Source organism: Candidatus Pelagibacter sp., from assembly GCF_052048095.1.
Lineage (GTDB): Bacteria > Pseudomonadota > Alphaproteobacteria > Pelagibacterales > Pelagibacteraceae > Pelagibacter.
Window position 1 is genome coordinate 433,983 of record NZ_JBNAKG010000001.1, and the last position, 14,057, is coordinate 448,039.

At 29.5% G+C, this 14,057-nt stretch carries 18 protein-coding genes; 5 read left to right on the forward strand and 13 right to left on the reverse strand.

All coding sequences use genetic code 11. The features are described from left to right. Position 1: 1 nt before the first annotated feature. On the reverse strand, positions 2-829 hold the full coding sequence (hemF, locus tag ACTT9P_RS02295) for an oxygen-dependent coproporphyrinogen oxidase (protein WP_440909079.1): 828 nt from the start codon (positions 827-829) through the stop codon (positions 2-4). A 2-nt stretch (positions 830-831) separates the two neighbouring features. Further along, positions 832-1,281 carry a tRNA (cytidine(34)-2'-O)-methyltransferase gene (locus ACTT9P_RS02300; protein WP_440909080.1) on the reverse strand — a complete coding sequence of 150 codons (450 nt, stop codon included), beginning with the start codon at positions 1,279-1,281 and terminating at the stop codon, positions 832-834. A 95-nt stretch (positions 1,282-1,376) separates the two neighbouring features. Between ACTT9P_RS02300 and petA the strand changes: the two genes are divergently transcribed. Genes petA through ACTT9P_RS02315 form a run of 3 tightly spaced genes read left to right on the forward strand, consistent with a single transcriptional unit; the run spans position 1,377 to position 3,938 of the window. Further along, entirely contained in the window at positions 1,377-1,892 is a 516-nt protein-coding gene (petA, locus tag ACTT9P_RS02305; protein WP_440909081.1) for a ubiquinol-cytochrome c reductase iron-sulfur subunit, read from the forward strand. 7 nt (positions 1,893-1,899) lie between these two features. Further along, entirely contained in the window at positions 1,900-3,165 is a 1,266-nt protein-coding gene (locus ACTT9P_RS02310; protein ID WP_440909082.1) for a cytochrome b, read from the forward strand. A 26-nt stretch (positions 3,166-3,191) separates the two neighbouring features. After that, the gene (locus ACTT9P_RS02315) at positions 3,192-3,938 is read left to right on the forward strand and encodes a cytochrome c1 (RefSeq protein WP_440909962.1); all 747 of its coding nucleotides are present in this window, start codon (positions 3,192-3,194) and stop codon (positions 3,936-3,938) included. Here ACTT9P_RS02315 and ychF read toward each other — a convergent pair. Genes ychF through lgt form a run of 7 tightly spaced genes read right to left on the reverse strand, consistent with a single transcriptional unit; the run spans position 3,915 to position 9,825 of the window. Next, positions 3,915-4,988 (reverse strand): redox-regulated ATPase YchF, encoded by a 1,074-nt coding sequence (gene ychF, locus ACTT9P_RS02320; protein WP_440909083.1) that lies wholly within the window; start codon positions 4,986-4,988, stop codon positions 3,915-3,917. The genes ACTT9P_RS02315 and ychF overlap by 24 nt on opposite strands. Further along, positions 4,988-5,548: an aminoacyl-tRNA hydrolase gene (pth, locus tag ACTT9P_RS02325; protein WP_440909084.1), complete on the reverse strand. Its 561-nt coding sequence runs from the start codon at positions 5,546-5,548 to the stop codon at positions 4,988-4,990. The genes ychF and pth overlap by 1 nt, the downstream gene beginning before the upstream one ends. A gap of 33 nt (positions 5,549-5,581) precedes the next feature. Continuing rightward, positions 5,582-6,277 (reverse strand): 50S ribosomal protein L25/general stress protein Ctc, encoded by a 696-nt coding sequence (locus ACTT9P_RS02330; RefSeq protein ID WP_440909085.1) that lies wholly within the window; start codon positions 6,275-6,277, stop codon positions 5,582-5,584. A 44-nt stretch (positions 6,278-6,321) separates the two neighbouring features. Continuing rightward, a complete protein-coding gene (locus tag ACTT9P_RS02335; protein WP_440909086.1) occupies positions 6,322-7,254 on the reverse strand; it encodes a ribose-phosphate pyrophosphokinase in 933 nt (310 codons plus the stop codon). Positions 7,255-7,261: 7 nt separating this feature from the next. Next, complete coding sequence (pgeF, locus tag ACTT9P_RS02340; RefSeq protein ID WP_440909087.1) at positions 7,262-8,020, reverse strand: peptidoglycan editing factor PgeF; 759 nt, start codon at positions 8,018-8,020, stop codon at positions 7,262-7,264. A 1-nt stretch (position 8,021) separates the two neighbouring features. Then, complete coding sequence (locus ACTT9P_RS02345) at positions 8,022-9,065, reverse strand: SAM-dependent methyltransferase (RefSeq protein ID WP_440909088.1); 1,044 nt, start codon at positions 9,063-9,065, stop codon at positions 8,022-8,024. After that, positions 9,052-9,825, reverse strand: a complete 774-nt coding sequence (gene lgt / locus ACTT9P_RS02350) for a prolipoprotein diacylglyceryl transferase (RefSeq protein ID WP_440909089.1) — start codon at positions 9,823-9,825, stop codon at positions 9,052-9,054. Before lgt ends, ACTT9P_RS02345 begins: the two co-directional genes overlap by 14 nt. Here lgt and ACTT9P_RS02355 point away from each other — a divergent pair. After that, the gene (locus ACTT9P_RS02355) at positions 9,818-10,138 is read left to right on the forward strand and encodes a hypothetical protein (protein ID WP_440909090.1); all 321 of its coding nucleotides are present in this window, start codon (positions 9,818-9,820) and stop codon (positions 10,136-10,138) included. The genes lgt and ACTT9P_RS02355 overlap by 8 nt on opposite strands. Here ACTT9P_RS02355 and ACTT9P_RS02360 read toward each other — a convergent pair. The 3 genes from ACTT9P_RS02360 to ACTT9P_RS02370 are packed head-to-tail and all read right to left on the reverse strand — an operon-like array spanning position 10,116 to position 12,523. After that, positions 10,116-11,435, reverse strand: a complete 1,320-nt coding sequence (locus ACTT9P_RS02360) for an ATP-binding protein (protein WP_440909091.1) — start codon at positions 11,433-11,435, stop codon at positions 10,116-10,118. The two genes, ACTT9P_RS02355 and ACTT9P_RS02360, sit on opposite strands and share 23 nt — an antisense overlap. Further along, the gene (locus ACTT9P_RS02365) at positions 11,416-12,093 is read right to left on the reverse strand and encodes a response regulator transcription factor (protein WP_440909092.1); all 678 of its coding nucleotides are present in this window, start codon (positions 12,091-12,093) and stop codon (positions 11,416-11,418) included. The genes ACTT9P_RS02360 and ACTT9P_RS02365 overlap by 20 nt, the downstream gene beginning before the upstream one ends. Further along, a complete protein-coding gene (locus ACTT9P_RS02370) occupies positions 12,086-12,523 on the reverse strand; it encodes a MarR family winged helix-turn-helix transcriptional regulator (protein WP_440909093.1) in 438 nt (145 codons plus the stop codon). The genes ACTT9P_RS02365 and ACTT9P_RS02370 overlap by 8 nt, the downstream gene beginning before the upstream one ends. Positions 12,524-12,594: 71 nt before the next feature. Here ACTT9P_RS02370 and ACTT9P_RS02375 point away from each other — a divergent pair, with 71 nt between their 5' ends. Further along, entirely contained in the window at positions 12,595-13,476 is an 882-nt protein-coding gene (locus tag ACTT9P_RS02375; protein ID WP_440909094.1) for a branched-chain amino acid aminotransferase, read from the forward strand. Here the strand turns inward: ACTT9P_RS02375 and pgsA are convergent. Then, the gene (gene pgsA / locus ACTT9P_RS02380; protein WP_440909095.1) at positions 13,473-14,057 is read right to left on the reverse strand and encodes a CDP-diacylglycerol--glycerol-3-phosphate 3-phosphatidyltransferase; all 585 of its coding nucleotides are present in this window, start codon (positions 14,055-14,057) and stop codon (positions 13,473-13,475) included. The two genes, ACTT9P_RS02375 and pgsA, sit on opposite strands and share 4 nt — an antisense overlap.

Consider the following 14,057-nt stretch of genomic DNA (forward strand, 5'->3'; position numbering starts at 1 on the left):
TTTATTTCCACTTAGCTAGTGGTGGTAATGACATTAAAATTCCCTCAACATTCCCACCAGTTTGCAATCCAAATTTTGTACCCCTGTCATATAATAGATTAAACTCTGCATATCTACCTCTTTTTATGTACTGAGCCTCTTTTTCTTTTGATGACCATTTTTTGTTAATTTTTTTTTTTATAATAGAATTAAATATTGATTGAAAAGTAATTCCTACATCTCTCACAAATTTAAAATCATCAACGAAATTTTCTTTTTTATAGTCAAAAAATATTCCTCCAATTCCTCTAGCTTCCTTTCTATGCGGTAAATAAAAATATTCATCACACCATTTTTTATATTTTTTGTAATAAGTTTTATTATGTCGATTACACATTTTTTTAAGCTCATCATGAAATCTTTTTTTTTCATTCATATCTTTAATTGCTGGTGTTACATCCATACCACCGCCAAACCATTCAAAAGTAGTGCTAATAAATCTTGTATTGAAATGCATCGCAGGGATATAAGGATTATTCATGTGCATTACCACTGAAATTCCAGAAGCCCAAAATCTTGGATCTTTAGATGCGCCTGGAATATTTTTTTGAAATTTTTTTGGAAACTTTCCATAAACTTTTGAAAAATTTACACCCACTTTTTCAAAAACTTTACCTCCTTGTAAAATTCTATACTCTCCTCCTCCTTCATCTACTTTAGAATTTCTTTTCCAAGTTGTTGATTTAAATTTGATTTTATTTTTTTCGTATTTTTCTATATCTTGGCAAAATGAATTTTGTAGGAGTTTAAACCAGTTACTTGCTAAATCTTTCTTTAAATCTAATTCCATGTTTATTGTATTCTTATCTGTCTTAAGTTTTCTGAGAGAATTATAGCAACTGATGTAGCTAAATTTAAAGATCTTTTATTTTCAACCATTGGGATTCTCAATCTATGAGTAACTTTTTTATGCACAAACTCTGGTACTCCAGAACTCTCTCTTCCAAAGAGAAGTGTATCATCTTTTTGGAATTGAAAATCAGTGTAAGGAATTGATGCTTTTGTAGTCATTAACAAAACTCTCTCATTTTTTTTCTCCTCAAAAAAATGCTCAGAATTCTGGTAAAATATGATTTCTCCTTCCTTGAAATAATCCATTGCAACTCTTTTAAAACGCTTATCACTTAATAGAAATCCACAAGGCTCTATTATTTCAAGCTTAGCTCCCAAGCATGCACAAGTTCTAATTATGGCAGCTGTATTTTGAGGAATATCAGGTTCGTATAAAGCAATTTTTGGCATTAGTTATTCTTTTATGTGTCATTCTATCCATAGAAAAAAAAGTATTTTGTTATAGAAAATCATATATTAAATAAACTTTAAGTAACATTTTATATATGTCTGATTCTAAGAAAAAACCAGAAAGAAGAGAATTTTTATTTACAGCAACTTATGCCGTTGGTGCTGTTGGTGCTGCAGCTGTTGTATGGCCAATGATTGATCAAATGAATCCAGACGCATCTGTTAAGGCTTTAGCAAGTACAGAAGTAGACGTTAGTTCAGTACAACCAGGTAATACAATTACAGTTTTATGGAGAGGTAAACCAGTATTTATCAGAAGAAGAACCCAAGAAGAAATAGACGAGGCTAGATCTGTAAAAATGGAAGAATTGATACATCCTGAAAAAGATGAGGATAGAGCAAAAAATCCAGAATGGTTAGTTATGCTCGGAGTTTGTACCCACCTAGGATGTGTACCATTAAACGACAAAGGTGATTATAATGGATGGTTTTGCCCTTGTCATGGTTCTCACTATGATACTTCAGGAAGAATTAGAAAAGGCCCGGCTCCTTGGAATATGGAAGTTCCTAAATACGAATTTGTAAATGCAAATACAATTAAGATTGGATAATTGAATTATGAGTGATCACGATTACACACCAAAATCAAAAGTAGGAAAATGGTTTAACGATAGGTTACCACTTCTAACTCTTGCAAATCATTTAACAGATTACCCTACACCTAAAAACCTAAATTACTGGTGGACATTTGGTGGGATATTAACTTTTTGTTTGATTACACAAATAGTAACGGGATTAACACTGGCAATGCACTACATAGCTCATGCTGACATGGCTTTTGAAAGTGTTGAGCACATTATGAGAGATGTAAATTACGGATGGTTAATAAGATATATACATGCAAATGGTGCATCTATGTTTTTTTTAGCTGTTTATATTCATATATTCAGATCATTGTTTTATGGGTCTTACAAAGCACCTAGAGAAATAATTTGGATCATAGGAATTATAATTTACTTATTAATGATGGCAGCAGCTTTTATGGGTTACGTTTTACCGTGGGGCCAAATGAGTTTTTGGGGAGCAACAGTAATTACAAACTTATTTAGTGCTATTCCTCTTGTAGGAGAGGGTATTGTAACTTGGTTATGGGGCGGTTATTCAGTAGATAATCCTACATTGACAAGGTTTTTTACTTTACACTATTTAATCCCATTTCTAATCTTAGGATTAGTTGTTCTTCATATTTGGGCGTTACACGTACCTGGTAATAATAATCCAGTTGGTATTGATATAAAAAAACCATCAAAAGATACAGTGCCATTCCATCCATACATTGTAATTAAAGATGGTTTTGCATTGTTAATGTTTATGATTGTATTTGCTTTCTTTGTTTTTTATTCACCTAATATTTTAGGGCACGCAGACAATTATATAGAAGCAAATCCAATGGTAACTCCAGCGCACATAGTTCCAGAATGGTATTTGTTACCTTTCTATGCAATCTTAAGATCAGTACCAGATAAACTTTTAGGTGTGGTAGCAATGTTATCTGCAATTTTAATTTTAGCTGCTCTTCCTTGGCTAGATACTTCAAAAATAAGATCTGCAGTGTTTAGACCTTTGTATAAACAATTTTATTGGATATTAGTTGCTGATGTTTTAATTCTTGGTTACATGGGAGCAATGCCAGCAGAAGGTCTATATCTTCTAATCGCAAGAGTTGCTACAGCATACTACTTCCTGCATTTTTTAGTAATTTTACCAGTTTTAGGTATGAAAGAAAAAACACTACCTGTTCCATTAAGTATTACTGAGCCAATATTAGGTGGATCTCCTAATTTATCCATGGCTAAAAAAAAAGATGAAAGGTCAGTGGAATAACAGTGAAACTAACAATTAAATCATTAATTTTTTTAGTTGGAATTTGTTTAAGTGTAGGCGCTGCTGAAAAAGTAGATTACATCAAAACTGATTGGTCTTTTAAAGGTTTATTTGGCAAATTCGATAGAGCTTCACTTCAAAGAGGATATCAAGTTTATACTGAAGTTTGTGCGTCTTGCCACTCTATGAAGTATCTAAGTTATAGAAATTTATCAGAAAAAGGTGGTCCAGAATTTTCAGAAGCTGAAGTAAAAGCTATTGCAGCTGCTTTTGAAATCACAGATGGTCCAAACGAAGATGGTGAAATGTTTACAAGACCAGCAAAACTTTCAGACAAATTTGTTAAACCCTATGAAAATGTTAAAGCTGCTCAAGCAGCAAATGGCGGAGCGTATCCACCAGATATGTCTGTATTAGTGAAAGCGAGAGGCGGTGGAGTAGATTATATTTACTCATTATTATTAGGTTACGAAGATGCCCCTAGCGGAGTAAATCTTGATGACGGTGTTCATTACAACAAGTACATGTATGGAAATAAAATAAAAATGGCAAAACCATTATCTGACGGTTTGGTTGAGTATTCTGATGGTACCATAGCCTCTGAAGCACAAATGGCAAAAGATGTAACTACATTTTTAATGTGGGCTGCAGAACCGCATTTAGAAACAAGACACCAAATGGGTTTTAAAGTAATTGTGTATTTAATTATTTTAACAATCTTAGTTTATTTCAGTATGAAGAAAATTTGGTCACGTGTTGAATCTGAAGTTTAATACATCTCCATCTTTAACAATGTAATCTTTTCCTTCTAGTCTCATTTTTCCATTAGTTTTTGAATTTACCCAACCTTCATTTGAAACAAAATCTTCATATGATATTGTTTCAGCTCTTATAAAACCTTTTTCAAAATCTGTATGAATTTCACCTGCTGCTTTTGGAGCTAAACAGTTTTTTTGAATTGTCCATGCCCTTGTTTCTTCTGGCCCAGAAGTAAAAAATGTTTCAAGTTCTAATATTTTATAACCTTTTTGTATTAACATAGATAAGCCAGTATCTTTTAAGCCAATCATGTCCATATAATTTTTTCTTTCGCTATCTTCTAACTCATTAATTTGATTTTCAATATCTGCAGAAATAATAAGTGTATTCTCGTTACCAAACTTTTTTATAAAACTTTCTGTGTGAGCATTACCAATCTGAACGCTCTGTTCATCAACATTACATACAAATATTTTTGGTTTTATTGATAAAAGACCACTTTGTTTCAGTTGTTTTGCTGAAAATTCTGTATGTAATAAATCTAAACTTTTGTCATTATTTATACAATCTAATGCTATTTCTAAAATTTTTATTTGCTCAGGCTCAATATTTTTTTTGTTATTTTTTTCTAATCTTTTTTGTAAAGATTCTAAGTCTGCTAGCATCATTTCTGTTTCAATTATTTCTAAATCTCGAACTGGATTTACATCTGGATTTACATTTTGAATATCGTCAGACTCAAAACATCTGATCATATGAATGATTGCATCAACCTCTCGTATGTGAGATAAAAACTTATTACCCAAACCTTCTCCTTTTGAGGCTCCCTTAACCAATCCAGCTATATCTACAAAAGAGATTGTAGTATTAATTATTTTTTTTGATTTAGATATGTTTGCTAAATTATCTAATCTTTTATCAGGCACAGCAACTAATCCGACGTTTGGATCTATCGTACAAAATGGAAAGTTTGCTGCTTGAGCTTTATTCGAGTTTGTGAGTGCATTAAATAACGTTGATTTACCAACATTTGGCAATCCAACAATTCCACATTTAAAACTCATTATTTATTATTTACAGTACTTGAAAATAAATCTAATTTTTTCTCAACCAGAACACTTAAAGTTTCTGTTATATTATTTGTAATTTTTTCTAGTTCTGTCATTTCATCATCTTCAAAGTTTTGAAGAACGTAGTCACCAACTTCAATACTGCCTTTTGGTTTTCCTATACCAATTCTTATTCTTGAGTAATCTTTTCCAATAAATTTATCAATTGAAGCTATTCCATTATGTCCAGCATCAGAGCCACCAAATTTTGCTTTTATCTTTCCAAATTCAACGTCAAGATCATCATGAAAAACAATGACATCTTCAGCATCAATTTTAAAATATTCTAAAAGTTCTCTTATACAAATTCCAGAATTATTCATAAAAGTGAGGGGCTTGATTGCATAAACTTTTTCACCGTTAATTTCTCCAGTAGTAAGTAGTCCTTTAAATTTTGGTTTTTGTTTTGATAAACTGAATTTTTTGTTTATCGCATCTATTATTTTAAATCCTATATTATGTCTGTTATTTTCACTATTTGGTGTTGGATTGCCTAAACCTACGAATAAAAGCATAAACGATTTAATTTTTCAGAGTCAAATCTTAGGTTATTTTTTTTCTGCTGGTGCTTCTTCTTTTTTATCACCTTCAGCTGGCTTATCACCTTCAGCTGGTTTATCACCTTCAGCTGCAGCTTCTGCTCCTGCTTCACCTTCAGCTGCTGCAGGTTTTTCAGGTTCTTTCATTACTGTTGGAGCCGCAAGCGTAGCTATCACGAAATCTCTTCCTTGGATTGTTGGAACTACATCTTGATCAAGTTTGATTGAAGAAATTTTAAAACTCTCACCAATATCAACACCGTCCAGATCAATTATCAAACTTTCTGGAATCTTTTCACTTGGACATCTTAGTTCAATTTTTCTTCTTACAATATTTAAAACACCACCTTTTTTTAGTCCGGGTGATTTTTCTTGGTTAATAAATTGAACTGGCACTTCTATTCTTATTTTTGCGCCTGGAACAACTCTTTGAAAATCAACATGGATCGGTTCATCTGATAAAATGTGATAAACGACTTCTCTTGGTAAAACGTTTTGAGTTGTACCATTTACATTTAAGCTTATTATATTTGAATAAAAGTTATCCTTTTCAATCAAAGTTTTAAGAATTTTTTTAGAGATTGAAACATTCTCATTTTGATTTGTTCCACCATAGACAATGGCAGGGACATTTCCCTCTTTTCTAATAATACTAAGCTCGCCCTTAGTTTTATTGTTTCTAATAGTCGCTTCTAGAGAACTCATAAAGTGGGGTCTTTTAGCTCAACTTTAGCAATAAAACAAGGCAATTATTTAAATAAATCTGACACAGATGTAGAATTTGAAATTCTTTTTATCGCCTCACCCATAAGAGCTGATATTGATAAAACTTCAATATTTTTAGCTTTTTTTACCTTCTCAACATTGTCAATGGTATCTGTGATTACTAACTTTTTGATAACTGATTTTTGAATTTTTTTGACCGCCTCTCCAGTCAAAACACCATGCGTAATATACACATATACATCTTTTGCACCCCTGTCTTTAAGTGCTTTTGCAGCATTAACAATTGTTCCACCAGAGTCGATTAAGTCATCTACAATTATGCAAGTTTTATCTTTTACGCTTCCAATAACATTCATTACTTGAGATTGACCTGGCTTTGGTCTTCTTTTGTCTACTATTGCAAGACCTACGTTAAGTAGATTTCCAAGTGCTCTAGCTCTTTGAGTTCCACCTACATCTGGGGCAACACAGATTAGATTTTTTCCTTTTATATTTTTTTTTACGTGTCTTGCGAAAATTGGTGTACCAAATAAGTTATCTACCGGAATATCAAAGAAACCTTGAATTTGTCCAGAATGCAAATCTACCGTAACAACTCTGTCTGCACCAGCTTTAGTAATTAGGTTAGATACTAATTTTGCAGAAATTGAGGTTCTAGGAACAACTTTTCTATCTTGTCTAGCATAACCAAAATAAGGGATCACAGCTGTAATATTTTTTGCAGATGATCTTTTTAAAGCATCAATACATAATAATAGTTCCATTAAATTATCATTTGCAGGAGAAGAAACTGATTGAATAATAAAAATACTATTTCCTCTAATATTTTCATTAATCTCAATATAAATTTCACCATCTGCAAACTTTTTAATACTTGAATTTACAAGTTTAGATTTAAGGTATTTTGCTATTTTTTTACTGAGCGGTTTATTACTATTTCCAGTTAATAATTTCATGAATATTTTAATTAATCATAATTAAAGAAATATTTCTACCATAATCATCCTGATTTAAGCTAATAGATCTTCTTGCACTAAAATAGTTGTTACTTATGTCAAACGTATCTTTGTTAATAATATCTATATTCTTTATGCCATTATTTTTTAAAGTATCTTGAACAAATTTTCTCAAATTAAAGAAAATTTTACTATTAGAATTTTTAAAGAATACACAATACTTTTTATCTTTTTTTAGAAATTTTTTTTTAAAATCGTTTTTAACCTCATAATTTTTCTGAGAAATACATGGACCTATAACAGCAATAAGGTTATCTGGATCATATCCTTTCTTTTTTAAAAATTTTATTACTTTTTCAATGATTCCTTTGTAGGCGCCCTTCCATCCAGAATGGATTGCAGCAACAATTGTATTCTTTTTATCTGCAATCAATATTGGCACACAATCAGCCGTTAATACACCGATTGGTAATAATTTCTTAGAAGTGATAATTGCATCTGCCTCTATTCTTTTTAATTTTTTTGAATAATTTTTATCGATGTAAATATATTTACTACTGTGAATTTGTTTTGCTAAATAGATATTACTTGATTTTGTTGATAATTTTTTTTTTACAATTTTCAAATTTTTATTGATACACGTCTTTTTATCTTTAGACCCCAATCCACAATTTAAACTTTTATAAATTCCTCGAGATGTACCTCCAAGCTTATTAAAAAAGCCATGAGCAATTTTATTTGATAATAATTTCTTTGACCTAATCAATTTAAAAACCCAATTTAAATGAAGAATTGTTTTTTGTTATAAACATAACCTTAAAAAGCTCACCCATTTTGTTTTTATCAATTAATCTATTTACCCTATAAAAAATTTCTGCTTTTTTTGAAAATAATAATTTTTTTGAGATAATTTCAGCTCTCTCAATAATTCCCATTTTTAAAAGAAAATTCCTTTGAGTAGTACATAATGATTTTAGGTTTTTAAGATTTGATATAAATTTTTTTAAAAAGTTAAAGTTCAAATTATATGTGATATCTCTGTTTCCTATATTGCCCAAAATATTGGCAAATTTATGTTTTTCAATTGCTTGCAGAGTATCTCTAAAACCTTGAGAAGAAAAACCATAATCAATTAATAACAAACCTCCATTATTTAATTTAATCGTTTTTGAAATTTCTTTAAGATATTTTAATGAGAGAGGTGAGTATTCAATAAATTTATTATTTTTTAAGATTTGAGATGGAAGATCTTTTTTATATTTTTTGATATCAATTTTTTTTAAGGTGAATTCTCCATTATTTTTTAATAGTTTAACAAATTTTTCATACCAGTTTTTTTCTTTTTTTATTAAATGTTTAACTGGTAATGCATCAAAGAATTCATTTGCTATAAATATTTTTGGATAATTATTTTTGAAGATTAGCTTATTTTTCCAAGATAATTTTTTAGATGTGATATTTTTTTTCTGGACGTTTATTAATTTTTTACTTTTCTCATGAATAATAAAATTACAACAATCATGCATGTCAGGAAAATTTTTTATGGTATTTATAATACCTTTCATGAGCTCTCCATTACCAGCGCCAAGCTCAATCACATCAATTTTTTTTGGTTTACCTAAATTTTCCCAAAATGATATTAGCCAAATAGATATCATTTCAGAGAATAAAATTGAAATATTGGGAGCAGTTACAAAATCACCACTTTTACCAAAAGGGTTTTGGGATGTGTAGTATCCTTTTTTTTTATCATATAAGGCAAAATTAATGAAATTATCTAATGATAAAATTTTTGCTTTATCTTTTTTCATACTTTATTGAAACGAGTATCAAGCCAAATAATAAAAAAACAAAACTAATAAGTTGGCCTAATGTTAAATTTAAAACTAGGTAACCAATTTGTGGATCAGGTACTCTAAAAAATTCAGAAATAAATCTAAAAATTGAATAGAAGATTAAGAAAATACCTGACAAAAATCCATGACTTGTATTTTTTTTATTATTCTTAAAATAAATCAAGATAATAAATAAAATAATTCCCTCAAGAAATGCCTCGTATAATTGAGATGGATGTCTATTAATATTATCTACTTTTAAAAATTTGACAGACCAAAATACCTCTGTCGATTTGCCATAAAGTTCAGAATTGATAAAGTTTGCTATTCTTCCAAAAAATAAACCAATTGGAGTGACGATAGCAATAACATCTAAGTATTCAAATAATTCTATTTTTTTTGATTTAGCAAAAATTATTGAAGATAAAATAACACCTAATAGACCACCATGAAATGACATCCCACCATTCCAAATTTGCAATATTTCAATCGGGTTATCTAAAAAATAACTTAAATCATAAAATATTACATAGCCCAATCTTCCACCAATTATTATTCCTAAAATTACATAAGTTATATAATCGTCAAATGTCTCTTTTATCTTTTCATTTTCTATGAAATATTTCTTACTTAAATACCATCCGATTAATATTCCAAAAATATATGCAAGCGAATACCATCTAATTTCAAAAGAAAAGACAGAGAAGGCGACTGGGTCAAAATTATTAATGAACATTTGTTTAAATGGTTATAGACCTGTTATATTAAATAAAACTATGAAAAATTCAAAATTTGTTTTTGATAAGTTATCTCAACTCTTTGAACAAGGCCTTGTTTCCTCAAAAGATTTAGGCAATGAGATTGTAAATATCTTAAGATCAAAACGTGATGAGATAGTATTTAGAATGAAATTAACCAGCAAAGATGAATTTGATGTTCTTTCAAAAAGAGTCGAAAACTTAGAAAATAAACTGGCTAAGTTTGGAAACTCATCTCAGAAAAAAACAAAAGTTAAAACAAAGAAAGTTAAGAGGGCAAAAAGATCTTAACTTCTAAGCCATTTAGACTAGATTTATTAAGTCTAATGTAGCCACCGTGTGACCTGGTTATATCTGAAGCTATAGCAAGTCCTAAACCAACACTAGATTTGGTTTCTGACCTTCCTTTATTTATTTTGTAAAAAGGTTTGAATACATTGTTGTATTCCTCAGGGGGAATTCCTGGGCCATCATCTTCAATTACGATGAAGAGATTTTTACCTTTCTTAGACAATTCAACATTAATTTTTTGACCATATTTAATCGCATTATCAATTATATTATTGAAACATCTTTGAAGTAAATTTTTCCTACCATTTAAATATATTTTTTGTGTAATATTTTTTGTAATATTCTTATTTTCATATTTAGAAACCAACTCTGATAACATTTCAGATAGATCAAATATTTCACTTTTTTCTGAATGATTCGAACTTGTAAATTGTAAGTATTCATTCAACATTTTTTCCATTTCTTTAATATCATCATCTAGTTTTGATGAAATTTCTGAATCTTTTATAAATGCAGTTTGTAATTTCATTCTTGTTAGAGGAGTTCTTAGATCATGACTGATACCTGATAACATTTCAGATCTTTGATTAAGATGACGGAGAATTCTTTTTCTCATTTTATCAAATTCGTAACCCGCTTGTCTTATTTCTAGGGCACCAGAAGGCCTATATTCATCTATATCTTCTCCTCTTCCAAATTTTTCAGCAGCTTTAGCAAGATTTACAATTGGTCGTGTTTGATTTTTTAGGAACAGCAAAGAAATAACAACCATTATAATCCCTGGTAATGTTATCCATAAAGCAAATATTCTTGCAGATGATGATCTAATTCTATCTTTTGAAATTAAAAATTTAAAATAACCATTTTCAAATTTTATTCTTATATCTATAAGTTCTTTATAATTGGTAGTGTTAAACCAAAAATTACCAAAGCCTATTTTAGATTTTAGCTCTCTTCTTAAAGTTCTATCTACTGGACTAAACCATCTTTCATCATAAATATTGTCAAATTTTTCTGTTTCAATAAATTCTATGTTTAAATTTAAATATATTGAAAATAGATTTTCTAAATTATCTTTGTTGTACTCTTCATTTTTATAAGCTTCTATGAAAGTACTAATTTCATTTACTAGCGCTTTTGTCATACCCTTGTTTGTTTTTATCCAAAGGCTATCAAAAAAAACTATCGTAATAACGACCTGTAATACAAGAACAGGAATAGCTACAATTAAAAGTGCTCTGTAAAATAGTTGTTTCGGTAGAATATTTTTTATTAATTTATTCAATCCATAATACATAACCTTCACCTCTAATGGTTTGCAAGAATTTTGGATTTTTTGAATCTGTCTCTATTTTTTTTCTCAATCTAGTTATTATCACATCTATTGATCTTTCTTTTTCAACTTCAATTAATTTTCCTATATCATCCCTTGAAAAAATTTTTCCCGGGTTGTTCATCATTTTTTCTAAGATTAATTTTTCAGTAGTATTTATCTTATAATCAGTTTCATTATTTGAGATTACAAGCTTATTTAAATCAATTTTTACATTATTAAATTCAACTATTTTTAAAGGTTCGGAAACCCTAGTTTTTTTAAGTATATTATTTATTCTCAAAACTAATTCTTTGGGTTCAAATGGTTTTGGCAAATAATCATCAGCACCTATTTCTAGACCTTTAACTCTGTCTTCTGCTTCGTTTCTCGCAGTCAGTAAAATGATTGGTGTATTTAAGGCTTTTCCATATTCTTGTATAAATTCTAAACCATTTTTCCCTGGCATCATTATATCTAAAATAATTAAGTCAAATTTCACATATTGAGTTTTGTCATAAGCATCCTCAGCACTATCAGCTGTTGTTACTAAAAAATTATTCTCATTTAGAAATTTTTTTACAAGAGATCTAATTCCATCATCGTCATCAACAACTAGAATATGAGCGTTAAAATTATCCATTTATTATCTTTTTTAGCACATTATCAAAGTTAATTACTTCTTCAGATTTTGAGTTTAAAAGAGCCGTATAAATTCTCTTTTTTTGTATATCAAAGATCTCTTTGAACAGTTCTTTACCTTTTTCATCTAAATAGACATGTTTAATTCTAGTATCAAGACTGTCCTTTTCAAATCTAATAACTTCAAGTTTGGTTAGGTCTTTTAAAACTCTGTTAAGGCTTTGCTTAGTTATTTTTAGTTTTTGAAGTAGCTGAGATATAGAAATGCCCTCATAAATTGATAGTAAATGAACAACTTTGTGATGTGCGGTACCTATTGAATATTTTTCAAGAATTTTTTTAGGATCAGCGAAGGTATCTCTGTAAGCAATGAAAAGTTTTTCTATTAGATCTTTTATTTGATCATCTTTTAAATATAATAAATCTTTCATTATTGGTAAGTTATATTGACATATTCAAGATACAAAGATATTTTTTCAATTATTAAATAAAAATTTCTAACATGATACCCTACGATAAAAGAACAGGTAAAATTTGGTATAATGGTGAACTAGTAGAATGGACTGATGTAAAAGTTCATGTTTTAAGTCATGGCTTGCATTATGGAAGCTGTGTATTCGAGGGTGAGAGAGTTTATGATGGTTCCATCTTTAAACTTGAAGAACATACATCAAGGTTTTTTTATTCTGCTGAACGAATGGGCTTTGAAATTCCTTATAGTGAAGAGGAAATAAATCTTGCATCTAAAAAAATTATTGCAACTCAAAACGTTGAAAATGGGTATGTCAGACCAGTAGCTTGGAGAGGAAGCGAAATGATGGCTATATCTGCACAACAAACAAAAATTCATGTTGCAATAGCGACTTGGGAGTGGGGGTCTTACTTTGATCCAAAACTAAAAGTTGAGGGAATTAAATTGAATATTTCTAAATGGAGAAGACCAGCACCTAATACAATTCCTTGGGATACTAAAGCTGCTGGGCTGTATATGATATGTACATTATCAAAGCATGAAGCTGAAAAAGACGGTTACACAGATTCTTTAATGTTAGATCATGAAGGAAATGTTGCAGAAGCTACTGGAGCAAATATTTTTTTTAAAGATAAAAATGGAGAATTACATACTCCTACACCAGACTCTTTTCTAGATGGCATTACTAGAAGGACAGTAATTGATATTGCGAGATCAAAAAATATAAAAGTTAATGAAAGAAAAATTAGTCCAGATGAATTGAAAAATTTTATTGGATGTTTTTTGACTGGAACAGCAGCAGAAGTTACACCAGTGTCATGCATAGCAGAAAATAAATTTGAAGTTTGTGATACAATTATAGATCTCAATGAAAGCTATCAAGCTCTCGTAAGAAAGAAAAAAGCAGCTTAATTTTTATTATCCTCTGAAATTGCGTGATCAATTCCTTTTCTGACATATTCATAACCTGTATATAAAGTTAAAAATGCAGATAGCCACAAAAGAATAATACCAATTGTTTGAGCATTGTAGTCTTGAAAATTTATAATTTTGTTTCCAGTTTCTCCTGACAAAAGTAAACCTATGGAAACCATTTGAAGAACAGTTTTTAATTTTGCTAAATTAGACACTGGTAATTTAATTCTTCCTTTAGCTAAAAACTCTCTTAATCCTGATATTAAAATTTCTCTTGTAAGAATTATTATTGCGGCAATCACCTCAAAATTTTTAATAGCTCCGTTCATAACTAATAATATTAGCGCAGTAGCTACTATAATTTTGTCTGCAATTGGATCTAACAATTCTCCAAGTTTAGATTCTTGCTCCATCATTCTTGCAAGCATTCCATCAAGAAAATCAGTGAATGATGCTATAATAAATAAAACTAAAGCAATGATATCTCCATAAAATCCAGGAAGATAAAAAGCAATTACAAAAAAAGGAACTATAATGATCCTTCCAATTGTTAATATATTAGGAATTTTTTTTAACAT